Source organism: Acetobacter pasteurianus subsp. pasteurianus LMG 1262 = NBRC 106471, from assembly GCF_000285275.1.
In the GTDB taxonomy this organism is placed as follows: Bacteria; Pseudomonadota; Alphaproteobacteria; order Acetobacterales; family Acetobacteraceae; genus Acetobacter; species Acetobacter pasteurianus.
This window is the reverse complement of the sequence record NZ_CADO01000005.1, coordinates 16424-41905: the sequence shown is the minus strand read 5'-3', so window position 1 is coordinate 41905 and position 25482 is coordinate 16424. Positions and strand designations below refer to the sequence as shown.

Below are 25482 nucleotides of genomic sequence, written 5' to 3'. Positions count from 1 at the left end.
CAATGACATCAGCTTCCGCCCAGCCTTCCCCATCTCGCCCCGGTATTCTGGTGGGGTTAAAAGCGGAAGCACGCCTTATCCGCACTATTTTCCCCCATGCTGCCATTGCTGCCAGTGGTGCCACACATGCAGGGGCAAAGCGGGAAGCAGCCAGATTAGTAGCCAGCGGGGCTGATTGCCTGCTCTCCTTTGGCTTGGCAGCGGGGCTAAACCCAGCGTTATCTGCTGGCACCATTGTTATTCCTGAAAAGGTTTCCTGCTGGGGCACAGATACCGTGTGTGATGCTACCTTACGCCATATTCTGGGAGGAGATCAGGCTGGTGTACAGGGTGGTACGCTGCTGCATAGTGATACTGTTGTGATGGATGCGGCCCATAAGGCACAGCTTTTTGCGCAGTCTCACTGCCCAGCATTGGATATGGAAAGTGGTTTCCTCGCCAAGGCAGCAGAAGAGGCTGGTCTGCCTTTTGCGGTACTGCGGGTTGTGTGCGATCCGGCAGACCGCTCCCTACCTCCCATTGCAGGATCTGTTCTTTCTCCTGAAGGGGGGCTGCAAATCGGCAAATTGATATGTGATGTCGTGCGCCACCCAACACAGATTGGTGGGCTTATCCGCCTTGGGCAGGATGCCGCTTTGGCACGTAAGGCCATGATCTCGTTTCTAACGGCACAGGCACAAATGCCAGCTTTCAAACGGCTTGCTGGCAGCTAATTCGCTTAGCGTCCGTCCATATTGGATACAATTTCATCTGCGTCCTCATCATCGGAGGACGCTTCAAAACTTTCCCAGACATTCTGTGGGACCGGGCGATTGAGAAACACAAACCCGGCCGCTACCATGATAGCGCCTGAAACAGGGAACACCCATCGGAAAGCCAGCATGGCCCAGCTATCTTGCGGATGGCTATATGCTACCGCCATCCAGCCGGTAAAGCACATCAGCGTAAAGCCACCGCCCACTAACAAAGCAATGAGCAGAATGCGCCTGACGTAAGGTGACGCCAAGGCGCTTTTCTGATTTGGATTACTGTTTGAAGGCACGGGCAAGGAAGTTCTGCGTTTCAAGTGATACGGGCAAAGTGGTGTTGGTAAGGGCGACACCTTTCCACCCAGCCCCAAGAGCCGTGTACAGATTTACCGCATCACGCAGACGTTCCAGCTTGGCAAGCGCCTCCATGTTTTGCGCGTTCAAGGTTGTGCGTTCGGTTGTCAGCACTTCCAAAAATCCTACCAGACCAGCACCATAGAGTTTACGCGCGCGCTCACTGGCAGTTGCACTATCTTCTGCGGCTTTATGCAGTTGTTCGGCATATTCAATGTCATCATGCCATGCAGCCATGGCATCTTCTACTTCCTTAAAGCCCTGCAGCACTGTCTGGCGATATGTCAGACGTGCGGCTTCTGCCGCAGCCTGTGCTGCACGAACTTCTGCCGTCATCTTGCCGCCGTGCATCAATGGCATGCTGGCCATCAGCAGGAACTGCCAGCTCATGGCATTTGCCTGAAACGCCTGATACATGGCGGATGCATTGGGGTTAAAGGTGAGCGGCACCACAAAGTGTGGATACAGGTTGGCAACAGCCACACCAATCTGAGCGGTGGCTACAGCATATTGCCGCTCTGCCATACGAATATCCGGGCGGTTGGCAATAACAATGGATGGCAGTGTGGCAGGAAATTCCGGCACAATTGGCAGAGGCCGCGGTATCTTCAGCTCCTCTTCCAGCTCACCCGGCATTTTGCCCAACAACACGGCAATGGCATGCGTTACTTGTGAAACACGTGTTTTAAGCGGCTCACGCGCAGCAATCTGCGCATCCATTTCTGCCTGAGCCTGTGCAATCTGCAAGGTGTTGCCCACACCTTCCAGATACAGCTTGTTGGTCAGGTCCAGCGCATCCTTGGCAACGCGAATGTTATCTGTGGCAATTTTGATCTGAAGCTGTGTTACGCGCAGCAACATATAGTCGGACGCAAGCTCGGACAGCAGCCCCATCAGCAGTGCGCGGCGGCCTTCAATATTGGCTTCAACCTGATGTTCATGCGCTTCCACATCTCGGCGGATACGCCCGAACATATCCAGCTCCCACGATGCCATGACACCATAGGTGAGCATGGAGGCTTCTGGCCTGTTAGCTGCATTGCCAGGGCGAAGTGGCCAGTTATCGATGTTGATGGAATAGCGCACATCACCACCGCCCATATTGGCATCCATTTGCGGATACCACTGCGCGGCAGACCGATCACGAATAGCCCGTTCGGCCAGAATACGCTGCCCGGCAATCTGCAGATCGTAGTTGCCCTTAATGGCATCCTCTACCAACCGGGTCAGAATGGGGTCTTTGAACAAAGACCACCATTCCGTCATTTCCTTATTGGTGCGTTCGATCTCTTCAGGTGTAGCCGGATGCTCTTCTTCCTCCGTCTCCTTGAACGCTGCCGGAACCTTCATGCGGTCTGGCTGATAATTTGGCCCTACGGTACAGGCTGACAACAACATGGATGTTGCCAGAAACAGCCCAAGGCGACGACGACCCTTCATGTTCTGTCTCATGTCCTGCGCTTACAGATGATCTTGAAGCCAGGTCGTCAACTTTCCGCGGCGGCCTCTGGGTTCAGGGCCTACGCTCACAGTTGCCGTCATACCTGCTGCCAGCGTGACACTATCGGGCACGTGGTCAATGTGAATACGTACGGGAATACGCTGTGCCAGACGTACCCAGGTGAAGATCGGATTTACATCCTGTAGCCCAAGCTTATCCGGTGTGCCGTTGGTATCGTTAATACCACGTGCGATGCTGACAACGTGGCCTGTAAGGATCGGCTTATAGCCCATCAGCTTAACGCGGGCTTCATCACCCACGTGTACGCCCCACATCTTTGTTTCTTCGAAATACCCGTAAACCCAGTAGGAGTCGGAATCGATAACAGCCATACGGGCCTGCCCGGCAGACGCGTAATCACCCACTCGCAAGTTCAGGTTAGTGATGTAACCATTTACCGGAGAATACAGAACCGAACGCTGCAGGTTCAGTTTAGCCACATCCAAGGCAGCACGTGCGGCATCAACAGATGCAATCTGCGTTGCCACATTAGAGTTAAAGACTTCCTGTTCTTCGGCCGACACAATGCCACCCAAGCCCATACGGCGGCGGGCATCGTTGCGTTTCAGCTTCAAATCTTCCAATGCGCCATCAAGCCGGGCCTGTGCCTCACGGATAGCAAGACGGAAACGCACCGGATCGAGCACAAACAGGGGGTCGCCCTTATGCACGAACTGGTTATCCACGATGGGAATCTGCACCACGGTGCCGGAAACTTCAGGCGCCACGTCTACAACGTACACACGCACACGGCCATCTCGGGTCCAGGGTGCAATCATATACACGTTCCACAGGGTAATCCCCAGAACGATGGCCAGTGAGACGACCGCAAGGGTCAGAACAACTCGTATCAGGGTGCGCAGAAGGGGCATTGCGGAGACTCAAAAGCCTTTTCGGGTCAGACGTAGAGGATCAGCAGGCAAAGGATACTGACGTATAACGATACTTCAAACAACGCGATATGCCAGAACCAGCCCAGAAGGCCGCTCCACCACAACACGAAGCGAACAAACATTGTAATCGGCAGCGCCGCTAGGGCGTACACGACAATAGGTGCAATAAAAACACCAAAAATATTGAATTCAGCTAGCATGGCACTGTTCTGGAAACTGGCATTACCGCATGCCTCTTTTATCACCACCAACGGTGTCCCGGTGGTTTTGGGCGGCTTGCTCAACCCGGTCAAGAACGCCGCAGCATTCTTCCAGCTCTTCGGTGGAAACATCTTCAGTCAGGCGGGCTGTCACTTCATCAGCCACACGGCTGACAAGAGCCGCAACACTGCGCCCTTCTTCCGTAATACTTACCAGTTTGGAGCGGCGATCTTCTTCATCCGTTTCACGCACTACGTAGCCGCGCTTTTCCAGCACATCTAGAAGCCGCACCAGTGAAGGGGCTTCCAAGGACAAGGAGCGGGCCAGATCTGTCTGGCGCATGGGTGTTTTGGAGAAGTTAAGATAATAAATGGGCCGCCATGTGGCGTCTGTCAGGCCAAAGGCCCGCAGATCGGCATCAATCTCCCGCCGCCACACAGCAGCAAGACGCGCCAGCCGGTATCCAAAGAAACGGCGGGGCTCATTGGCCATAACGGGATGATGATTCGGTTCCATTCCCTACCCACACTAGTGAGCGTGCAAACAATTTGCACACTCACGAAAGACAGCGCCATCATTTACAGAAAAAATCCTGCGCGCCAATGCAAATTTGGAATGGAACCTATGGTTTCGTCCAGAGTGGACGATTTCAGTCCTTTTTCCGCCGTACAACGTCCCACACTTTGCGAGATCCGCCGCGGCCCATAGCTGTTGCAACGGTTGCCGTTACAGCTGCCATGGTCATGGAGTCGCGCATCATGGTGATGTTGCGGTCACGGGCAATGCGGGCTTCCACTTCCTGAACTGTCAGATAAGAGCGGCGGCCAAACAGTACGCAAACCAGAGCTACAAAGAGATCCAGACCGAATACTGTAAAGGCCGCACCCACTGGGCCAAAATGGCCTACAAAAACCAAAAGCACCCAAAGGAGCCCATGCCCTGTAATCAGGGCAAATAGTCCAAATACTGCCGCCATTGCCAACAATACGGCCTGCTTGCCGTATCGTATGGCCATCTGTTGCATCAGGTTGGACTGAGCATTCAGGGCGGATTTACCAAGATCAAAGATACGCATGGGCTCCGAGGCTACCTTTGTTCAGATGACGCACAAGCGTCAGCGTGACAGACGCCCAAGGATAAAGCCCACCACGCCGGAAATGGCAATGGACAACCAGGAAGACTGACCACGATTACGCTTAGCAAGATCGCTTTGTGCATGATCGGCCAGTTCGCGCGCATTGGCAACCGCCTGCTCCTTCAGCGTGCCGGCTTTATCCCCTGCACGGCCCAGTGCTGGCACCAGATGCTGGGTCACAAGGCGTTCAAGATGTGCTTTTACGGCTTCCAATTCGTCCCGTGCCGTGTCGGCTGCGGCTTCGCCTGCTGCTTTTACTTCTTTGATTTTATCTGAAGACATGAAAGAAACCTCCGTTTACCTGCCTGAAATATAGTGCACTTTACTTCTAACCCACGGAAAGGGACATAGTTGCATGCATACCACGCATGGCTCATCCACAGCACTGGCGGTTCACAATCTGGCGTTCTTTCATAACGCACAACCGCTCACGCTTTCTCTACCGGCGGGAAGCTGCACAGCCATACTGGGAATCGGGCAGGACAATGAGGATCTGACCTGTCTGGCAGAAACATTGGCTGGCAGACGCCCCTGTACGGTTGAGCAGATAGAAATTAACGGCACACCATATAACTTCGACACATCAGGCCATAAAAAACTGGCAACAATAGGCCCGCATGCGCCCTTGTTTCCGCATATTTCCGTTTTGGACAACATTCTCCTGCCCCTCCGCGCCAGTGGCACACTCCATAAAGCTGAGGTCTCACATCGCGGGGCTGAAATACTGGCCCTAACAGGGTTGGAAGCCCTGCGTGCCCAACCGGCACGCACACTCAATGCGGAACAGATATTTCGCACTCAGCTTGCCCGTGCCCTGATTACACAGCCTGAGGTTGTGGTTCTGAACCAGCCTTTCGAAAAAATGGATCAGCCCACCATCCGGCGTGCAATCACGTTTTTGGACCGGTTACGCCACGCCATAGGCTTGAGTATTCTACTGCTTTCACGGCAGAAGCAGGATTGCATGATGGCGGCAGACCAGATTGGCGTTATGCAAAACGGCACCCTGTTACAGATAGGAGATGTTGCCACCCTTCTAAACCGTCCGGCTTGCCTGAGCGTGGCGGAACAGTTTGGCGATGCCAATGTTATCAGCGGCAAGGTACTTCTTATAGAAAATGACATTGCCGAATTGCGTCTACCATCGGGCGAAACAGTGGAAGCCGTGGCCGATTACAATCTGGAAGAAAATGACCTTGCCAGCATTTGCATCCTACCTGACCGTCTTTCTGTTCTATTTCCTCGTTCTGGCGTTATGGAAATCGAAGATAAAACAGATATTGTCTGCACCCTTGTTTCGGCTCACCACATTGGCCACGCTATTGCCATGCGCTTTCGCACCTTGGATGGAACAGAAATTATAGCGCATCGGCCATTAGTCCATTTGCCGCGTGAACTCCGCCCCGGCAACAAGGCCATATTGGCCTGGCAACCACAGAACGCTATCGCCTTTCCGATGGATGCAAAATAAGGCTAAACTCATCTGCCTTTATCTGGCTGCACTTTATGCGCGAGGTTACCCTGTTTTCTTTTTCTTTCCTGCACGGTCGCTCCAGCGGGACACCGTCACCCCACTCTCGGAAACAAGAGCCTTCTGCCGGGACCATCTCCCGACGGAAAGCCCTTCTGGCTGGGTTGGGCGGCGGCGTAATCTCTCTTGCCCCTCAAATAGTTCAGGCGCGCTCTGTGCGCAGACATACGGTTGCACATACAGACACCGGTTTAAGGGTGCTGACATTTTCAGGCAGGATTTGTGAGATACAGAAAAAAATCCTTTTTGCCGGATATACGCGCCAGACACATCACCGCATCATCACCTCTGGATGGGACGGTTCTCTGACCGCCCTTCAACAGCAGGAAAAAACCAACCCCAAACATTGGGCTGCGGTCATGATGGAAAACAGCAGTCTGGCGCTAGGTGGCAGCGCAGGCTTGCTTGCCCCTTTGCCTGAAGATGCAGCACAACCCAATTATTCAACCAGCATTGATTACGCCATTGCGTGGGATAGCTCGCGTTTTGATACGCCCCCCAACTGGGCTGATTTTTGGGATGTGGCTCGCCACCCGGGACGGCGCAGCCTGCGACGCGACCCCCGCACCACGCTGGAAATCGCTCTGCTGGCTGATGGCGTACCATCTGAAATGGTGTACCGTACCCTCAACACCCAAGACGGGCTAATGCGCGCCTTCCGCAAACTGGACCAGTTACGGCCTTATATTGTGTGGTGGTCCACTCCGGAAGAAGCCGCACAGATTTTAAAAAGCGGCGGCGCTCTTATGGGGCTTGCTCCTACAGGGGAAATGCTGAACACAACCGCGGGTGATACCAAACGGTTTGGCATTTGTTGGCAGCAACGCCTGCAGATACGTTACGGATGGGGTGTGCCGCATAGTTCTGCCTCCACGGCTGCCGCACTTAGTTTTGTATCATGGCTTGATCAGGCACAGCAGCAGCAAGCGTTTTCTAACGCGTGGCCGTCTTTACCATCCATGAAAGATATGGCGGTGGATAACAATTTACGCCATCTGGCTGCGCCACTTGTTGTTGATGATATCTTCTGGATAAATCACTTAAACATCATTGCAGAACATTTTGAACAATGGGCGCTCCGCAAGTGATCCCTTCTCTGATGCATATCCCATTACCCTATTCCTTTATATGGGGATTTACCTGCATAAGCATGACCAGCATGTTTCTTATGTTTGTTCTGCTCATGCTGGCATTTGCCACACATGCAGGGCGCATTTTTTATATTTCATTCTTTATGTTGTTTATTCCCACAACAGTTCTTGGTATTTTTCTGCCTGTTGTTCTTAACGCACCTTATACTCCTTTTTTACAGGGTGCTTTAAGCCTGCCCCTGCTTGCCCTTTGGCCGCTGGCCAAACTCGAAACCCTACCAGAAGCATGGGGCGCAACAGCACGTGAATTGGGAGCCAACAGAAGCACATGCCTACAGCTTATTATCTGGCCCCTTCTTAAAAAACCTTTAATAGCAAGCTGCTTTCTTTCCCTCTTTTTTGGCATCGCACAATGACAGCACCTTTTTGGGAAACAACCCCACTTACAGAAATGACTACAGAGCAATGGGAAAGTCTGTGCGATGGATGCGGACGCTGCTGTTTGCACAAACTGCGTGATGATGACACAGAAGAACTACATTACACATCTGTTGCGTGCCGTCTGCTGGATGTTAAAACCTGCCAGTGCACAGATTACGCACAACGCCACCGCAAAGTGCAAGATTGCATTACTCTGACACCAAAGATGATTCCTGAACTTGATTGGTTGCCACCAGACTGTGCATATCGCCGCCTTTCAGAAGGGCGCGGTCTGCCACAGTGGCACCCATTGCTAACGCATACAGCGGAATCTGTTATTTCTTCTGGTGAATCTGCTGCCGGACGTTGCATAAGTGAAAGACGCGCAGGTGCACTGGAAGATTACATCGTCAGTTGGCCTGGCCTTCCTGCTGAGGAATCTCATTAAAAATCTTTGCCCAGAAAGATGTTTTCTTGAATTGTAAAGAAAATCCCTCTTGGCCAGATACGATTATGTTGGAAGGGTATGGTGCTGCCAAAATAATCTGGCGCATTTCAACCAAAGCCAAAAGCTGCATCATACGGATTTCTGCAAAAGAACAGGCTATTCTTGTTACTTTACCCAAAGGTTTTCCCTACACACAGGCCTTGGCATTTGTGCAAAAACAGACGCAATGGATTACAACGCGCCTTGAAAAATTAGTACAAACACCGCGCTTTGCTATCGGCTCCAATATCCCTATTCAAGATAAGAACTATACAATTTGTCATGCACCAGACCGCAGAGGAGGTGCATGGCTAGAAAATGAGTGCCTTTTTGTAAGTGGAGATCCCTCTTTTCTTGCGCGCCGCGTAGAAGACTTTCTCAAACAACATGCAGCGAGAGTTCTTGCTCAAGAAATGCACCATCTCGCCCACACTGTTGGGCTTACCCCTAAACGTTTAGATGTGCGCGATACATCCAGCCGCTGGGGCAGTTGTTCATCTTCGGGGCGTATAATGTTGTCTTGGCGCCTAATAATGGCACCATTTTTTGTACGCCATTATTTGATTGCCCATGAATTAAGCCATCTGCAGCATATGAACCATAGTATCCAATTCTGGAAAATGGTCGACACATTAACTCCTCACAGACAGCAAGCAGAAAACTGGCTGCAACATTTTGGACCTGTTTTACAAGCTGTTCGATAAACATGCTGTTGCAGTTATCTCCGACCATGCTAAAACGCTTTCAACCACCATAGATGCACCATGGCATCTGCGCGAACTTGGCGGAATGGTAGACGCAGGAGACTTAAAATCTCCAGTCCGTAAAGGGCGTGCGGGTTCGAGTCCCGCAGTTCGCACCACAGACACCTGAAATAGCACGATTTTTCGGCTGAATGAGGGGCAAAGGCTGTCTTTGCTCCATCGTCCTTCCCCACCGAGGGAAGATTTTATGCTCCGTGTCCGAGGCACTACTTACCACTTCCGCCGTATCGTTCCCCCTGCCCTGCGAGCAGCCTTAAATCGGCGGGAAATCTGGGTTTCCCTGAAAACCGGCTACCAGAACGAAGCCCGCAAACGCGCTTCTCTGCTTCACGCCAGAACTACTGAACTGTTCATGCAGGCCCATTCTGCACTGGCGGAACCGGATGCTTTAAGCAGGCTTGAGGGTCTGCGGGGTTCACTGCGGGATTTGCAGAGCGTGAACCTGCCTTCATCTGCTCAGGAAACGGGGTCCGCGCCAGTTTCAGCACCAAGGCCAAGACCCCGGACAATAAAGAAACCAGCCAAGACACCCAAAGCCCAACCCATGATGCTTTCCGGTGCGCTGAAACGCTTCGTGCTGAATAATCCCCATGCCAGCGCTGACACCAAAAAAGCCACCCAGCGGGCAGTAGGCTTGTTTTTACAGGCCTTTGGCGATGCTCCCGCGTCTATCATAGGCGGCGAAAAGGCCGGAGCGTTTCGAGACCTCCTGTTTTCGCTCCCAGCATCACTAGGCAAACGCAAGAGCACTCTTACCCTTGAGGAAGAGGCTCAGAGAGCCAGAGAAGAAGGTTTACCAACCCTGAGCGGTAAGAGTGTCAAAAACCATATGATGCGCCTCTCTGCGCTTTGGAACCAGTTACACCAGCGGGAACTGGTCACACGCAACCCGTGGACGGGCTGGAATTTTGAGAATGGACAGAAAACCATAAGAAGAAGTTGGATTGCCAGAGAACTGGATTTGCTGGCCGCTGCCACATGGCACAGCGCATCTGTGCCAGAACAGACCTTCCGACTGGTCACCCTTATTGCAGCCTATTCTGGTATGAGGCTGGGCGAAATCTGTACCCTGCGGAAAAAAGACCTCCAGACCGTTGACGGAGTTCCGTGCTTTCTTGTCAGACCACATACCGAAACCGGCTGGGCACCTAAGACGGAAGCTGGCACCCGCATTGTGCCTGTCCATTCAAAACTGATTGACGTAGGAGTTCTGGCCCTTAAGGATACCACTGATGGCCCTTACCTCATTCCCGGTCTGGAAACTTCGAAACAGGGTGTCAGGGGTGCAGCACTGGGACGAGCGTTTTCTTTACTCAAGACCCGTATCGGCCTGCCTGCTGAAATCACCTTTCACTCGTTTCGGCACACGGTATCGACCCAACTCAGAAACGCCCATACTGATATTCGGGAGATATGGATTGATTGCCTGTTGGGACATGAAGCCAGCCACAAGAGGCAAGGGACCACAACCTATCTGACTGGCATTTCAACAGCCAACCTCAAGCAAACCATAGAGGCAATCAGCTACCCGGAAACAGCCTTTGCAAACCTGACTATTTAAAAGGGAGCCAGCAGTGTCGAATGGCTACCCATTCGACATCTGGCAAGGGGGAAGACTTCCCCCGTTGACCCCCTAAAAAGCAGAAAAATAAGATTTCATTTAATGACCGTTTACGCCTACATCTCGATCATACGTAAGCTTGAATAGCTGTTCCCATAGCGGACATAAGTAGCATGAACTCTCACGACCGGGTTGGGCCGAAAACTGACTGTCCGCTTTCGGCCGCTAAAGTCGTGTTCCGAATGCTAAGCAGTGTATCTCAAGATAGTGTTAATTAGGGTATTCACGAGAAAGATCCGGGTAATTGTTCGCGATCCAAATAATTACGTTGGAGCGCCCTTGAATATTAGATGGGAGCTTCTCATGAATCATCCACTCGCAGATCTGTCGAGTGCGAACTGAGAGATCCGCTTGATTTTTACCCGTGAGGGAATTCAACAAGGTGATTATCTCGTATCCCTCATTTCGGCTGAAGCGATTAGCATCTTCTTTTTTTTGGTGGGATCGTCGCCTGGCACGGCTTTCCAACTGTAATCATCGTATATTAGATCGTCTTTCGTGATTTTAGGCACTTTGAAATCCTTTTTCATCTATTACTTTATAGAAGTGAGAACGGTTCATTTTAAACATGTGAGTAGTATTCTCGACTTCAAGAGTGAACGCAAAAAAATCAGAAAGGCGATAGTGCAGCAAGCTACGACCAATCATAGCATAGCATTTAAATTTTTTATAAGTCATGAATATACGGATAACCTTGACTCAGCACGTCGTGAACGATGGGTCGTTATTTAAAGATACGCTGACACTCTGTCCATTTGTCAGCTCTCTGGAATCAAAGATACGAACACATCCAGCCATGCGCTTTTCGCCTACATTTCGGTCATTCGCGCCGTATTGGCACCTTTTTGGAAGTCGTCAGCTATGGCTCATATACTCGTTCCTGCTGGACGTCGGCGGCTGAAGTGCGCAATAAATCCGGGGACCGAGAAGGCATTACCAACACAAGAGACTAATAGTTTCTACCAAGTAAAAGCGTCATCACAGGAGTCAGCGCGTGAAAATTGAGCTATTTGAAATCTCTGTTCCCGAGTTGCGCGCACAGGTTGATCCGCTCAATGGTGAGTTGTGGGGATGCGGGACAATCCAAGAGGACGAAGTAAAACGCGCTGTCACGCAAGGTGATCTCGAAACGCAGCACTGGGACGGCGTGAAAGACGATCTTCACGGTCCCGACAGTCGCAACTTCCACATCGGTCGGATCGCCTTCTTCGTGAAGAACGGGCTTCCGGATGATAATTACCGGATACGGCTTGGCGTTGACGCTATGGACCAATCACCAATCCACATTGACAACGGCAATCACCGCCTCGCCGCAGCTTTCATCCGGAACGACCCCACGGTGAAGGCGCTCCTGTATTACTTTGATGCTTCGGACGTTTCTGCTGTTCTACCCAGCGCGCAGCCCATTGATCCTTAGGTGTAAATGAACGAAAGACCGCGAGATAAGGCTGTTTAGCAGCCCAGTAGATGGACATTATTCCGGCGACCGCCTTCGGAGAAAACGATCATTCTCGAGACGCGCCTCCGAACAATAGGGTTTGGTCGGCAGCAGAAGCGTTATCAGCGGGATCGCACAGTCTGTTGCAACCGACACGATGGCCAAACATGCCGGTCCGCTTCCCCCCCTAAACAGTCTGTCTGCTCAACGAATGGCAGCGGACAGGCTGTAGTCGCCTAATGCCAGACATCCATATTTTTCAAAGAACATCTGCCAAGCGAGCATGAGTGTTGCAATATCCTCAGCCGAACCCGACGGCAGACACGCCCGTTCTGTTCACCGAAGGAAACAGAGATACAGGGCGACTTTCACTTTCATATCAGATATTCAATGAGTATTACCTTATCGGGTAAAACAGCCATTGAAGAGCTGGTTATCCTGTTGTTATTCGTCAGATCTGCCTACTGTGATAGATAGATTAAATCTAGATATCCATAAAATCCATCAAAATACCTTTACATCATATCTAAGGTATGATTGATCGCATCTATCCACTCCTCGCTTGAGAGGTGAGGAGTGGCAAATGCAATCAAAGCAGGTTAGCTGGAATCTATTCTGCTGAAAACTGAGGAACTTATTTATGCAAGTAACGCTCACACTTAACGACCTTAACGCACTTTCTGACACGGCGCGACAAGAAATTCAGGAACTTCTGTTTCCTAAAGGTGCAGGGAAGCCTGAAGGTTACGAAAGTTATGACTGGGATAACGTCTATGATCTGACGGAGCACCAGATTGAAAGACTAGTAGCTGGTCTTGGAGAATCATCACGTAATGGATTGAAGGTGATTGCACATAAAGGTCCTGCTGTTGATGCTAGAGAATTGAATGGGACGGGTGTTTCTAGCTACGGATCTTTTCAATCCGGTATTCATCGCCGCCTAAGAAAAATTACAGGAGATGACGATGCTTGCTTATTCACGTTTGACGATTGGAGTGAAGACGAAGATGGTATCGGTCACTTCGTTGTTTCGTTGAAAACTTTTGAATCTTTGAAAAATTATTTCAAGAAACAAGATTCATAACAACAAAAAACGTAATTTTAATCATCTATGCTTGATTCTGAGTATAGGATTTCGATGGAGAAGTGTAATGCTAAAGCGAATGACCCCCAAAGAGTATTCAGAATTTTGGGATCGTGAATCACTCCAATTCCAGAATGATAAAATTTACGAACGCCTTAGCGAAATAGTTCCTGATTTACCTACCCTAGAAATAGGATCTGGAACAGGCTGGGGCACATTAGCTCTTTCGAGAACCAGACCACTCTTGGCCTTCGACAATAATCCTGATCTAATTCGCCTTGCTCAAGCCCGTTTACAAAATTATGAGGCCAATGTAGAGGTCTTCCAGTCTGACTTATTCGAACCGTCGCCTCAGCTACTCAGCGCAATTCAAACATTTGAGCCTAAAGTCGTCGTTGGATGGTTCATCGGTTCCCATCCCGACGATAACGACATGCGAACTTCCTCTAACCTCACTCCCGATCAAAAACCAAAAGAATATCGGGAGAATGTTGAGGATAAATTGGTTGCTGTGCCTTTATGCGCACCATCGGTAGAGTGGATTCATACTGCTTTTAGAGCTCACATTCCGTGCGGTCTCAGTGAAACCGAAATCATAGAGGGCAATAAGAAAGAGTATGAAAGTTACATGTTTAAAGATACTGGATTTTCTGTGACCGATGTTCAGGTTCTCGATTGGAACCATGAGGCCAGTTCATTCATGTATGTCCGAACTTCTAATTCTAATTTCTCCATGGGGGGCGCATCGAAGCCCGCAATTATTTCCATATTGGCCCAACGCAAAGTCAACCAGTAGCCTTGAAAATTAGGCCCAATTGACATTCAGGATTTCCAACTATTTTGATTATGGTTTTATAAGTTTCTGTGTTGATGCACGAAGCGGATGAATGTCCTGTTTTTTTTATGTTCCTTGAAATCGGACTTTATACTCCCCCTATACTGGCATCAAAAGTGAATTCACGGGGGGAAAGCATTGCTTTACCCCTGACCAGTTTGCAAACCTTCGCGACACAACGTGTCCGCTGGTTTGCACGGCTGGCTTCCTAAATATTGCGGCCCCAACGTGGAGAGAAAACTTTAATGACAAATGGTATGCTGCCATGACCAGACAGCAAATGCTTCCTCTTCCATACCAGTTGAAGCAAGTGTCACCATAATCTCGACCGCCTCTGGTGCATGAACCTGCATACACACCCCATTCACTCTCAGAAAGATTACTCAGCAACTCCAGTCCGCTGAATTGAACTCCGCGCCACTGCCTTGACTGCTCCACGGGTTTGCCCGCAGAGTGAACCCGCAGTCACCATACGAAGGATGATTTCGTCTGAAATTATCGTTCTTTTTCAATGGGTTGTCTAGTTGGTTGCGACCAAAGCGATCGGGTTCGAGTCCCGCAGTTCGCACCACTAACCAATTGAAATATAACAGTGAAATTAGAATTTGCCGGGTCTGCAGGATTTTTCCGTTTGTCTTCCCAGAATGGGAAACGCAGATGCTCCGCCTCATTGGCTCTTACTACCATTTTCGCCGCACCATCCCCCAGGACCTCAAAATAGGCTCAGCCGTAAGTGCAAAAGAATAAAGAGAGGCTTCGAGGAGAGGCAAACCGGTCGGCGGCCATGATTGTGGATATTCGCAGCAATCAGACACTGGCCCAGCAGGCCGGAAACCTTCCGGCATCGTCTTCCGCTCCTCTTGAAGAGGTGAGCGCAGAAGAAAAGCCTATTCCTGTTAAACCGTCCTCCCCTGTCGGTGATGGCGAAAAAATTCATCTATGCTGACATCCCCAAAAACCCCGACACACTCAAGGCCACCCGTAAAACCAGTGATCTGTTCATTGAAGCCTTCGGCGATAAACCCATTCGACAAATCACAGGCACGGTGGCCGGCGAGCTTTTTGACCTTCTGGCATCTCTGCCCGCCACACATGGCAAAGGAAAAACTGTTCTCCCTCTGCGTGTGGTGATTGCTCAGGCCAAAGAGCAGGGGCAGGAAACTGTCAGTGGCAAAACAGTGAAGAACCATTTCTCGCGCATGTCCTCACTTTGAAGCCATCTTGTTCAGCGTGATCTTGTAGATAAGAACCTATCGACAGACTGGGACTTCAACGTTACCAAAAAGATCATACGCAAAGGATGGACTAACAGAGAATTGGCTTTGACTTGCAAGCACACAGTATTCAGGTGCTGCGGTCTCACATCGGACTTGGGCTGACATTATCACAATAGGCATGTTCACGGGCCTGCGGTTAGGCGAAATCTGCAACCTCAGACATCAGGACATAGAAGTGATAGAAGGAGTTCCCTGCTTTCATGTTCGTCCTCAGATGCCGAAAAATCCGTTCGATTACGGCACTTTCGCACCAGAGACACAGTCGCCAGTGGACGTTTTTCTTGTCACCAAAATGGACAGGCAGGTTACGCCAAGGAATGCTGGCATGGTAACGATACAAAACCGCTCCCACAAACAGACGGTTATCGGCAGCTGTTCCACCGACATGACCTTCACAACTCAGAAGAAAATCTTTTACTGGCCGACACTTACTTGCAAGAGCATGGTGAATCACTCTAGACGACTCTCTCTACCCGTGGATGCGGCTTATTCAGCATGGAATTACCGAAAAAATTATGGAACACCTCAAAATTCAAATATAGAAAAATAAATTTCTGCACATCATGGAAAAAACAATAAGAATATTCAATAGTTTTCTCCCTCAAACAACATTACGCTGAAAAGACACCTCATCGGTACCGATTATGTTCTTGTCTATGACACAACTAAGAAGATACAAAACAAACCTCTGCCTAAATAAAGGCAGACGTTTCATCTTGGTTTACTGTACGGAAAAATATTAAAAATTTTCTAAACAGACAAAAACCGAGTAAGCAAATCAACATCAACATTCGCTTTTGTTGTCTGATGTACAATATTTCCACCTTCAATAACCAAAATACGATCTGCAATATCAAGGGCAAAACTTAGAACTTGCTCTGACACCATAATACTCAGCCCACTATTATCACGAATTTTTTTCAAAGTATGCGCCATCTCCTGAATGATAGAAGGTTGTACGCCTTCTGTTGGTTCATCCAGCAAAAGAACCTTGGGGCGAGTTGCTAAAGCACGGGCAATTGCAAGTTGCTGTTGTTGCCCACCTGAAAGATTACCCCCTCTTCGTGATCCCATTTCTCTCAAAACTGGGAAAATATCATACAAATTTTCAGGAACAGACTTTTCCCCACGAACAAATAATCCTGTTTCAATATTTTCCTTTACCGTCATGGTAGGGAATATCATGCGCCCTTGAGGAACATAGGCCAAGCCGACTTCAACACGCTTATAAGCAGGTAGGTAGGTAATCTGCTTACCATCAAGAAAAATACTACCTTCACGAATAGGAAGATTGCCAATAAGCGATTTCATGAGAGTTGTTTTTCCCATGCCATTACGCCCCATAAGAACCACAATCTCACCATGCCCAATCTTTAGATCAACGCCATGTAAAACTTCACTGGCCCCATAAGCCACATGTAAACCCCGTACATCCAAAAGTGGAGTACCTAGCGCTGGTATATTCATGACATCATTGTCTGATTTAGTGTCCAAGATACACCTCCACAACTTTTGGGTCATTTTTTACATGCTCCATGGAGCCATCTGAAATAATACGTCCCTGATGAAGAACCGTAACACGATGGGCTATTTTTTCGACAAACCCCATATCATGTTCAATGACAAGAACTGACCGCGATTGAATAATACGCTGAAGAAGTTCTGCCGTGCGCACACGTTCGCTTACGGTCATACCTGCAACAGGCTCATCCAACATCAAGAGTGCAGGATCTTGAATCAATAACATTCCTATTTCTAGCCACTGCTTCTGACCATGACTCAGATCCGCAGCTTTTCTATCCAACTGGTTATCAAGAAAAATCATTTCAGAAATTTCTTTTATTCTATCGATTATTTCCTTATTTCGTCTAAAAAACAGTGCCTCAAAAACACTTCGCCCTGATGGATAGGATATTTCAAGATTTTCAAAAACTGTAAGATCTTCATAGACAGATGGCGTTTGAAATTTACGCCCCACCCCGGCCCGAACAATATCGTATTCTTTCAACCTGGTGAGTTCACGCCCTTCGAACTGGATTGATCCTGATGTAGCTTTCGTCCGCCCACAAATCAAATCCAGAACTGTTGTCTTTCCTGCACCATTTGGGCCGATTATGACCCGAATTTCTCCTTTTTCTAGCTGAAAAGAGAGGTCATCAACGGCTTTAAAACCATCAAAAGATACACTGAGGTTTTCAACAGAAAGTAGAGGATCATTCTGTATAGTCATCGCACATCCCCTTATATTGCTTTATCTACAGTATGAGAGGTTTGCCTACCATTCCCCTTTAGAATACGGCAGACATATGGATCAATATAATTCTGATAAAGGCTAGCTAACCCGCCAGGCAAAAAAAGAACAATTGCAATAAACAAACCTCCCATTGCAAATGTCCATATTTCAGGAAATGACTCTGAAAAACTTGTCCGCGCCCAGTTTACTAAAAGCGTACCATACACGGCGCCAACCAATGAATTGCGACCACCCACAGCACAGTAAATAACCATTTCAATAGAAGGCACAATGCCAACAAATGTTGGGGACATAAACCCTACTTCCAGCGTGAAGAGAGCTCCACCAATCCCAGCCATAGCGGCGGCCAATGCAAAAATAAATATTTTAAAATTTGCAACATTATAACCAGAAAATCTTACACGATCCTCCTGATCTCGCATTGCACGCAGAATACGGCCAAGTTTACTTTTGCGTACAAAACGTAACAAAAGCAGGCAAGCTAAAAGCAAAACAACACCTGCATAGTATAGAATATATTTTGCATGGTCTGTGCGAATATCCCATCCATCAAGCGTACGAAGGTCCGTAATACCATTTACACCGCCAATATATCCTTGCTGCCCAACAATAAGGATAGTCAAAACAGATGCAATTGCTTGCGTAATAATTGCAAAATATGTTCCACCAACACGACGTTTGAACATTGCTGCGCCAATAACAACAGCAAGAACTGCTGGAATTACCATCATTGCAATAAGCGAAAAAGATAGACTATGAAATGGCTTCCAGAACCACGGCAACGCCGTAATCTGGTTCCAATCCATAAAGTCTGGAATACCCGGTGTAGACTGGTTCTTCGTAGCCTCCAACGTAGAAGCCTGAAGCTTCAGGAACATGGCCATACAGTACCCACCAAGCCCAAAGAATATTCCCTGACCAAGACTAAGAATTCCTGAATCACCCCAGCATGCAACCAAACCTATCGTGACAAAAGCATAAGTAAGATATTTGCCAATAAGATTAAGGCGGAACGCATCCAACCCCATTGGCAATACAATTAGGAGAATGGCAGCCAGAATTGAAAGAAAAAGAATATCCTTGCGGTTCTGAAGCGAGAGCATGTTTCCTTCTCCTAACGACGAACTTTGAGGGCAAACAAACCCTGTGGGCGCAGCATGAGAATACCGATGACAGTGAGCAAAACCAGAACTTGCGCCATGGAGCCACTTAGGAAAAATTCGAGTATAGAGCGTGCTTGAGAGATACTGAATGCAGATGCAATTGTGCCACCCAGACTTTCTGTGCCACCAAATGCAACTACAAGAAATGTATCCACAATATATTGCTGACCAGCCGTAGGGCTTGTGGAACCAATCATGGTGAAAGCCGCGCCAGCTACGCCCGCCACACCGCAACCTAAGCCAAATGTAAAACGATCAACCCGCTCCGTATTGATTCCCACATCACCAGCCATGGTTCGGTTCTGCATGACAGCCCGCACCTGCTTACCCCATCCAGATTTGTAAAGAAGACCGTAAATTACAATGGTAATTAGCAATGTAATAGCAATCACAATCATGCCATTGATAGGAATCTGAATAGTCTCACTAAGGTTCCATGATCCCATCATCCAATCAGGAAGCGTTACCCCGACTTCGCGTGCCCCAAAAGTTGAACGAAAAATCTGCTGCAAGATTAAACTCACTCCCCACGTTGCAAGAAGTGTATCCAATGGCCTTTTATAGAGAAAACGTATTAATGACCATTCCAGAAACATGCCTACAGCACCTGCAACGATAAAGGACAAAATAACTGCAATAAAAAAATACAGGCCAAACAGAGCTGGCATCCACTGCGCAAAAATATAGGAACAGACATACGTGGTATAAGCACCAAGGATCATAAACTCCCCATGGGCCATATTGATCACACCCATCTGGCCAAAAACGATGGCCAGACCCAATGCCATCAGGAGAAAAACTGAAAATAATATGAGTCCAGCAAAACTTTGCATAACAAAGATAGATGCCAGATCATTAAATGAGTATCCCGAAAGCATAATCAAGAATCTCCTGATGAGGGGAGAAAATGAACAAACAATGTCCGCTGCAGCTTACTGATACCCAACAGGGAACGGATTAGGCTCCATCAGCTCTGGCGTTTCATAAATCACATCAAACTGGCCATCTGTACGTGCACGCCCAACCAGTGTTTTACTCCATAGATGATGATTTTTATGAATACGTACGTAACCTTCTGGAGCGTTTTTGAACTCCACCCCAGGAGAAGCATCAATAACCTTGCTGATATCGAAAGTTCCCGCTTTTTCAACAGCAAGTTTCCATAACCATGGCCCTAAATAAGCCGCCTGTGTGACATCCCCAATCACACTTTTTTCGCCCCACATTTTCTTGAAAGCCGCAACAAATTTTTTGTTATCAGGCGTATCAATGCTTTGAAAATACTTCATACATGCATAGGCTCCCGCAATATTTTCACCGCCGATACCGAGAATTTCGTCTTCAGTAACAGAAATGGTCATTAGATTGTGCTTTGATAAATCCAACCCAGCGGCCTTGAGCTGCTTGTAAAAAGCTACATTCGATCCACCTACAATGATCGCATAAATCACATCGGGCTTCATGAGTTTGATTTTATTGATGACGGAATTGAATTGAGAATCTCCTAGTGGGAAATATTCTTCACCTACAACACGGGATCCCTTAAGGTGATTCTCAATATGTTTCCGAGCGATCTTGTTGGCTGTTCGAGGCCAGATATAATCAGATCCCAAAAGGTAATATGTTTTTGCGTTCTTTTCCTTGCTGATCCAGTCAAGACCAGCAAGAATTTGCTGCGTAGCTTCCTGCCCGGTGTAGATCACGTTACGTGACTGTTCGAGCCCCTCATAAAAAGTCGGGTAGTAAAGCAATCCATTATACTGCTCGAATACGGGCAAAACAGCTTTGCGAGATGCAGAAGTCCAACAACCAAAAACAGATGCGCATTTGTCATTTTCAAGAAGCTTGCGCGCCTTCTCTGCAAAAGTTGGCCAGTCGCTTGCACCATCTTCCTGAATAAACTTGATTTTCCGACCCAGAACGCCACCACTTTCATTAATCTGCGCAATGGCCAACTTCTCTGCTTCAACCGATCCGATCTCGCTCAGCGCCATAGTGCCTGTAATGGAATGCAGGATTCCAACGGTAACAGTATCATCTGTAACTGCCAGTCCCGTCGTATTGACCGCAGCGGTCGATGGAGCATCTGCATATGCAACACGAGACAGGAAAGGACTGAGAGAAAGCGCCGAAAGGCCAGTAAGCATCTGACGACGGCTAGCTTGCAATTTTAAAAGATGAGTTTTTTTGTCAGGCATAAGAGCTACTACCTTTGGCTGCGAGTGCCGATACACTCCATGGCAATAGCGTGACTGTCGGAAAGTAGGCATGTGTTCACCATACGTCGATTGACGTACAATGGTGTCTTGAAAAAACTCTTTTCATTTCGAAATCGTTATTTACTATACATCCAACCCATTTCTGGTCCAAGCTGAGCTGGAAGCGTTCATAGTGTCGTGGGGAGACGCATGTTCCCACATCAACGAATTATCAGATCGCGCCGCACTTATAATCGGTGGGTCGCAGATGAAACAATGGAAGACTATGCCCTGCGCTTTACACCCGCAGCTGCTCGGCGATGGTCTCCCCTCAGCGTTGCGAATACGGCTTTCGGGGGCGTGTCCTTTCTCGCTCTTGAAATGATTGGCGGCATCGTCTTTTTAAAATATGGTTTCCCCAATGCCTGCTTGGCGTTGCTATTAGGTGTTGTGCTCATCTTTCTGTTGAGCCTTCCCATCAGCTATTATTCTTCACGTTTTGGTATAGATCTGGATCTGCTTACACGTGGTGCTGGCTTTGGTTACATTGGCTCAACCCTCACCTCTCTCATCTATGCATCATTCACCTTCATATTCTTTGCCATAGAAGGTGCGATTCTTTCCGATATACTCAAGATGTGTCTGGGTATTCCTCTCTGGCTCGGCTATATATTTTCTGCGCTTGTTATCATTCCTATTGTTGCCAAAGGTTTTACTTTAATAAGCCGTTTTCAGAGATGGACGGTTGCACCATGGCTTATCCTGCAGTTACTTCCTTTTCTGGTTATTGCATGGAAACACCCTGCCCCTGTAACCAACTGGATGCATTACGCTGGCTATCATGAACTTCCTGTTCTGGAGTTAGCTGGAATTGGCGGGGCTCTCTCAATTATCTTTTCTGTTATTACCCAAATTGGGGAACAGGCAGATTTTCTTCGCTTTCTTCCGTTACCTCAACAACCACGACAAAAATGGACATGGTGGGCCGTTCTGCTTGTATGTGGGGCCGGCTGGATTTTTCCCGGTGGGTTAAAAATTCTTGCAGGCATGTTTTTAGCATGGATAGCCATCATTCACGGTGTGCCACCCACAGAAGCACAGCAACCCACAACCATGTATCTCCTCGCCTTCCAGCAGGTAACATCTATTCATGGTTTTGCTTTTGCACTCGCGATCATTTTCATCGTGCTGTCGCAGTTAAAAATCAATATAACAAATGCTTATGCAGGATCTATTGCATGGTCCAATTTTTTCTCCCGCATGACACACAGTCACCCTGGGCGCATTGTATGGGTTATATTCAATGTTGGGCTCGGTTTGCTTTTAATGGAGATGGATGTTTATAGCACGATAGTACACATGCTTTTTCTACACTCAACAATTGCTGCTTCATGGATAGGAGCGCTTACATCTGATCTGATTATTAATAAACCGCTTGGGTTCAGCCCAAAAGGCATCGAATTTCGCCGCGCCTATCTTTACGATATTAACCCCGTAGGCATGGGCAGCATGACAGGCGGCCTTCTTATAGCCGCAGCAAGTTACACAGGGGTATTTGGTAACACATTATCCGCATTTTCACCTTTTATGGGCTTAACAACATCCTTTTTGCTGGTACCTCTGATCGGCTGGCTTACTGAAGGACGTTATTATCTAGCTCGCTCTCCACTTTCCCTTCAAAACGAAAAAAAACATTGTGTTTGCGTAGTCTGTCAAAATACCTTCGAACAAGAAGATATCGCTTTCTGCCCTGTCTATACAGGTTTTATTTGCTCATTATGCTGTACACTAGACTCTCGTTGCCATGATGCCTGCAAACCGGAAACAACACGGCTAACAGGACAAATCAAAAAAGTAGCATACAGCTTTCTACCGCGATCTCTCGCTTTCCATATATCTGGTGTTATCGGCCGTTATTTTCTTATTTTTTCTGCACTTCTTTTTTGTACAGGTATTATTTTATATGCTCTTTACCAGAATATTGTAAATTTTCCGTATATTTCATCCTACCAGCTTTCAATTATTTTCTGGAAAACATTCTTTCTTCTCAGTGCACCTTTAACTGTAATTGCATGGTTTTTAGTCCTCAGCCAACGCAGTTATCGTGCGGCAGAAAATGAAAACAGGTTTCAGACCCGGCTTCTTATGAAAGAAATACTGGCGCATAAACGCACAGACCAAGAACTGAAAAAAGCTAAAGAACGTGCAGAAGCAGCTAATCTCTCAAAAAGTCGTTTTATGGTAGGTGTTAGTCACGAAATTCGTACACCTCTTAATTCTATTATGGGATATGCTTACCTTTTAGAAAATAAAATGCTTGCTACAGAAAAGCAGAATGAAGGTTTAAAAGTTATTCAACGAAGTGCAGAACACTTAAGCGGCCTGATTGAAGGTTTATTTGATATTTCTAAAATAGAAGCTGGTCGTCTCGATATTCTACACGAAAAAATAAATTTTCAAGAATTTTTAAAACATCTAACCGGAATGCTACGGTTCCAGGTAAATAATAAAAAACTTGTTTTTATTGAAGATATACCAGAAAATCTTCCAGAATACGTTATGACAGACCAAAGGAGACTACGACAAATTCTCATTAATCTTTTGTCAAACGCCATAAAATTTACCCCTAGTGGATCCGTATCATTTTCTGTTCGATGGAACATGGAAATTGCAACTTTTGAAATTAGGGATACAGGAATAGGAATACCAGATTCCGATATAGAACGGATTCAAGAGCCTTTTCAAAGAAGTTCACACCCAGACTCCCATCGAATTCAAGGAACCGGCCTAGGTCTGACAATAACACGCCTTCTTGTTCAGATATTGGGGGGTGAATTCACCATCAAAAGTACAGTCGGACAAGGCACAACCTGTCGTGTACGTCTTATGCTTTCACAAACAGAATCAAAAGAAAATCCGCCGTCTACATGCAATATTCTTGTACATGAAGGAAGCAGGCGCCCAACTGTATTTGTAGTTGATGATGACAGTGTCCATCGCGGAATGATAAATGATATTCTAGAACCTTTTGGCTTCCTTATATATTCTGCAGGAAGTGGCCAGGAATGCCTTGAAATTGCACAACATATGCAGATCGATATTTTTCTTATAGATATCAATATGCCGGGTATGAACGGATGGGAACTGGCACGTCATCTACGTAAAAGCATAAATCATCATTCCACTATACTTGTAATTTCTGCTGATGAACAAACCTCTTTAGGAAATAACCGTGAGGGATTATGTAATAGCATTCTATCTAAACCTGTTTCCATACCTGACCTTCTTCTTCTAATAGGTCAAACACTTAACAACCTAACGCTTACTCAAAATTCTTCTAAAGAATCACATATTTTACATAAAACTTTACATGGAAAAGATCTTTCTGAATTACGTCGTTTATCTAGGATTGGACATGTTGCTGGTATAGTGCGCCTGCTTGATAAAATAGATGACTCTGATTCAGAAGATATACAATTTATCCGTGACATGGCGAACCAATCCCAAATACACAAACTACAAAATTTTCTGGATAGTTATGAGGAAAGATCATGAATGGTATCGTTCTTGTTGTAGATGACAGCCCTGAAAACCTTTCTCTTGTAATGAATATATTAGAAAATGGTGGGTTTACTACATTACTTTCTCAATCAGCTGAGCATGCTCTTTCCATACTTTTAGAAGTAGATGTTGATTTAGTTCTTCTAGATGCACTTATGCCAGAAATAGATGGCTTTCAAATGTGCAGAGAAATGAAGAAAATACCCAAATATCATGATATCCCAGTTATATTCATGACTGGACTTTCTGAACAAAAAGATATTGTGCAAGCTTTTAACGTGGGTAGCGTTGATTATATCATCAAACCTATACAACCGGCCGAACTTCTAGCTCGTGTTCAAACACACCTTAAGAATGCTCGCACCACACGCGCTGTATATAGAGCAATTGATTTTTCAGGACGTCATTTTCTTGCCATGGATGAACATGGAAAAATTCTGTGGTTTACACCACAAGTTCCCTGCATGCTTGATTACACACTTGCTGTTGGAAGTTCATCTCTTCCAGAAGATATTGTACGCTGGTATCAGCGTTGTGTAACAGAACCCATAACAGTTGAACCATATTACAAATACACGAATGAAAATCAGAATTTTAATGTGAATTTGGCCTATATGGGACAACCTGATGCTGGAGAATTTCTTCTTCGTCTGACCATTGAAAAAGACGATGATAAAATTATTTCCTTACAAAAACGCCTTAATCTCACAGCACGGGAAGCAGAGGTTTTATTCTGGATTGCAAAAGGCAAAACCAATCGTGATATTGCTGAAATACTTTCCATAAGCCATAGAACGGTCAACAAACACCTTGAGCAATCTTACATAAAAATAGGTGTTGAAAACCGTGCCGCTGCAACTGCACGTGTTCTCCAGGCCTTGTTTATTTAAAATAAAAAAACCATCAATCATTTAAGATTGATGGT

The 25482-nt window shown here is 47.2% G+C and carries 26 protein-coding genes, 1 tRNA gene and 1 pseudogene; 15 read left to right on the top strand and 13 right to left on the bottom strand.

Translation table 11 applies throughout. From position 1 onward, the window contains the following. Nucleotides 1-2: 2 nt before the first annotated feature. Nucleotides 3-713 carry a phosphorylase family protein gene (locus tag APA10_RS01845; protein ID WP_003629186.1) on the top strand — a complete coding sequence of 237 codons (711 nt, stop codon included), beginning with the start codon at nucleotides 3-5 and terminating at the stop codon, nucleotides 711-713. Between the two features lie 5 nt (nucleotides 714-718). On the opposite strand, the gene APA10_RS01840 is transcribed toward APA10_RS01845, so the two are convergent. The 7 genes from APA10_RS01840 to APA10_RS01810 form a co-directional block, all read right to left on the bottom strand. Further along, nucleotides 719-1006, bottom strand: coding sequence for a hypothetical protein (locus tag APA10_RS01840; RefSeq protein ID WP_231111112.1), 288 nt, complete (start codon nucleotides 1004-1006; stop codon nucleotides 719-721). A gap of 19 nt (nucleotides 1007-1025) precedes the next feature. After that, nucleotides 1026-2555 carry an efflux transporter outer membrane subunit gene (locus tag APA10_RS01835; RefSeq protein WP_003625611.1) on the bottom strand — a complete coding sequence of 510 codons (1530 nt, stop codon included), beginning with the start codon at nucleotides 2553-2555 and terminating at the stop codon, nucleotides 1026-1028. Between the two features lie 9 nt (nucleotides 2556-2564). Beyond that, entirely contained in the window at nucleotides 2565-3476 is a 912-nt protein-coding gene (locus APA10_RS01830) for an HlyD family efflux transporter periplasmic adaptor subunit (RefSeq protein ID WP_003625609.1), read from the bottom strand. Nucleotides 3477-3502: 26 nt separating this feature from the next. Beyond that, the gene (locus tag APA10_RS01825; protein WP_019088863.1) at nucleotides 3503-3697 is read right to left on the bottom strand and encodes a DUF1656 domain-containing protein; all 195 of its coding nucleotides are present in this window, start codon (nucleotides 3695-3697) and stop codon (nucleotides 3503-3505) included. Nucleotides 3698-3719: 22 nt separating this feature from the next. Then, the gene (locus APA10_RS01820) at nucleotides 3720-4214 is read right to left on the bottom strand and encodes a MarR family winged helix-turn-helix transcriptional regulator (protein ID WP_003625605.1); all 495 of its coding nucleotides are present in this window, start codon (nucleotides 4212-4214) and stop codon (nucleotides 3720-3722) included. Between the two features lie 133 nt (nucleotides 4215-4347). Beyond that, complete coding sequence (locus APA10_RS01815) at nucleotides 4348-4773, bottom strand: phage holin family protein (protein WP_003629184.1); 426 nt, start codon at nucleotides 4771-4773, stop codon at nucleotides 4348-4350. Between the two features lie 39 nt (nucleotides 4774-4812). After that, nucleotides 4813-5115, bottom strand: a complete 303-nt coding sequence (locus APA10_RS01810; protein ID WP_003625602.1) for a hypothetical protein — start codon at nucleotides 5113-5115, stop codon at nucleotides 4813-4815. Between the two features lie 73 nt (nucleotides 5116-5188). On the opposite strand from APA10_RS01810, the gene APA10_RS01805 reads away from it, so the two are divergent. The 12 genes from APA10_RS01805 to APA10_RS14825 all read left to right on the top strand — a co-directional run bounded on the left by APA10_RS01805 (nucleotide 5189) and on the right by APA10_RS14825 (nucleotide 15318). Beyond that, the gene (locus APA10_RS01805) at nucleotides 5189-6304 is read left to right on the top strand and encodes an ATP-binding cassette domain-containing protein (RefSeq protein WP_003629182.1); all 1116 of its coding nucleotides are present in this window, start codon (nucleotides 5189-5191) and stop codon (nucleotides 6302-6304) included. A 35-nt stretch (nucleotides 6305-6339) separates the two neighbouring features. Further along, nucleotides 6340-7452 (top strand): extracellular solute-binding protein, encoded by a 1113-nt coding sequence (locus APA10_RS01800; RefSeq protein WP_003629181.1) that lies wholly within the window; start codon nucleotides 6340-6342, stop codon nucleotides 7450-7452. Further along, nucleotides 7434-7871 carry a hypothetical protein gene (locus APA10_RS01795; protein WP_035365747.1) on the top strand — a complete coding sequence of 146 codons (438 nt, stop codon included), beginning with the start codon at nucleotides 7434-7436 and terminating at the stop codon, nucleotides 7869-7871. Before APA10_RS01800 ends, APA10_RS01795 begins: the two co-directional genes overlap by 19 nt. After that, the gene (locus APA10_RS01790) at nucleotides 7868-8323 is read left to right on the top strand and encodes a YcgN family cysteine cluster protein (RefSeq protein WP_003625594.1); all 456 of its coding nucleotides are present in this window, start codon (nucleotides 7868-7870) and stop codon (nucleotides 8321-8323) included. The genes APA10_RS01795 and APA10_RS01790 overlap by 4 nt, the downstream gene beginning before the upstream one ends. A 65-nt stretch (nucleotides 8324-8388) precedes the next feature. Then, a complete protein-coding gene (locus tag APA10_RS01785; RefSeq protein ID WP_003629179.1) occupies nucleotides 8389-9066 on the top strand; it encodes a M48 family metallopeptidase in 678 nt (225 codons plus the stop codon). Between the two features lie 71 nt (nucleotides 9067-9137). Beyond that, a tRNA-Leu gene (locus APA10_RS01780) sits at nucleotides 9138-9224 on the top strand. 89 nt (nucleotides 9225-9313) lie between these two features. After that, entirely contained in the window at nucleotides 9314-10687 is a 1374-nt protein-coding gene (locus APA10_RS01775; protein ID WP_003629178.1) for a DUF6538 domain-containing protein, read from the top strand. Nucleotides 10688-11741: 1054 nt separating this feature from the next. Then, complete coding sequence (locus tag APA10_RS01765; protein ID WP_035365746.1) at nucleotides 11742-12164, top strand: hypothetical protein; 423 nt, start codon at nucleotides 11742-11744, stop codon at nucleotides 12162-12164. Nucleotides 12165-12825: 661 nt separating this feature from the next. Continuing rightward, nucleotides 12826-13269, top strand: a complete 444-nt coding sequence (locus APA10_RS01760) for a hypothetical protein (RefSeq protein ID WP_035365745.1) — start codon at nucleotides 12826-12828, stop codon at nucleotides 13267-13269. 67 nt (nucleotides 13270-13336) lie between these two features. After that, nucleotides 13337-14065, top strand: a complete 729-nt coding sequence (locus tag APA10_RS01755) for a class I SAM-dependent methyltransferase (RefSeq protein WP_003629176.1) — start codon at nucleotides 13337-13339, stop codon at nucleotides 14063-14065. Between the two features lie 823 nt (nucleotides 14066-14888). Further along, complete coding sequence (locus tag APA10_RS15080; protein WP_003629174.1) at nucleotides 14889-15050, top strand: hypothetical protein; 162 nt, start codon at nucleotides 14889-14891, stop codon at nucleotides 15048-15050. Continuing rightward, a complete protein-coding gene (locus tag APA10_RS14825; protein ID WP_003629173.1) occupies nucleotides 15025-15318 on the top strand; it encodes a hypothetical protein in 294 nt (97 codons plus the stop codon). The genes APA10_RS15080 and APA10_RS14825 overlap by 26 nt, the downstream gene beginning before the upstream one ends. Before the next feature lie 274 nt (nucleotides 15319-15592). On the opposite strand, the pseudogene APA10_RS14820 reads toward APA10_RS14825, so the two are convergent. The 6 genes and pseudogenes from APA10_RS14820 to urtA form a co-directional block, all read right to left on the bottom strand. Continuing rightward, nucleotides 15593-15835, bottom strand: a pseudogene (locus tag APA10_RS14820) (transposase); the annotation flags it as partial. A gap of 296 nt (nucleotides 15836-16131) precedes the next feature. Beyond that, nucleotides 16132-16848 (bottom strand): urea ABC transporter ATP-binding subunit UrtE, encoded by a 717-nt coding sequence (gene urtE / locus APA10_RS01740; protein ID WP_035365744.1) that lies wholly within the window; start codon nucleotides 16846-16848, stop codon nucleotides 16132-16134. Nucleotides 16849-16864: 16 nt separating this feature from the next. Then, nucleotides 16865-17611, bottom strand: coding sequence for an urea ABC transporter ATP-binding protein UrtD (gene urtD, locus APA10_RS01735; RefSeq protein ID WP_003629170.1), 747 nt, complete (start codon nucleotides 17609-17611; stop codon nucleotides 16865-16867). An 11-nt stretch (nucleotides 17612-17622) separates the two neighbouring features. Further along, on the bottom strand, nucleotides 17623-18738 hold the full coding sequence (gene urtC, locus APA10_RS01730; protein WP_003629169.1) for an urea ABC transporter permease subunit UrtC: 1116 nt from the start codon (nucleotides 18736-18738) through the stop codon (nucleotides 17623-17625). A gap of 11 nt (nucleotides 18739-18749) precedes the next feature. Next, on the bottom strand, nucleotides 18750-19676 hold the full coding sequence (urtB, locus tag APA10_RS01725) for an urea ABC transporter permease subunit UrtB (protein ID WP_035365742.1): 927 nt from the start codon (nucleotides 19674-19676) through the stop codon (nucleotides 18750-18752). Nucleotides 19677-19730: 54 nt separating this feature from the next. After that, the gene (urtA, locus tag APA10_RS01720) at nucleotides 19731-21068 is read right to left on the bottom strand and encodes an urea ABC transporter substrate-binding protein (RefSeq protein ID WP_199798445.1); all 1338 of its coding nucleotides are present in this window, start codon (nucleotides 21066-21068) and stop codon (nucleotides 19731-19733) included. Between the two features lie 204 nt (nucleotides 21069-21272). Here urtA and APA10_RS01715 point away from each other — a divergent pair, with 204 nt between their 5' ends. Continuing rightward, complete coding sequence (locus APA10_RS01715) at nucleotides 21273-24551, top strand: hybrid sensor histidine kinase/response regulator (RefSeq protein ID WP_250697607.1); 3279 nt, start codon at nucleotides 21273-21275, stop codon at nucleotides 24549-24551. Beyond that, a complete protein-coding gene (locus APA10_RS01710) occupies nucleotides 24548-25447 on the top strand; it encodes a response regulator transcription factor (protein WP_003629165.1) in 900 nt (299 codons plus the stop codon). The genes APA10_RS01715 and APA10_RS01710 overlap by 4 nt, the downstream gene beginning before the upstream one ends. Nucleotides 25448-25482: the final 35 nt, after the last annotated feature.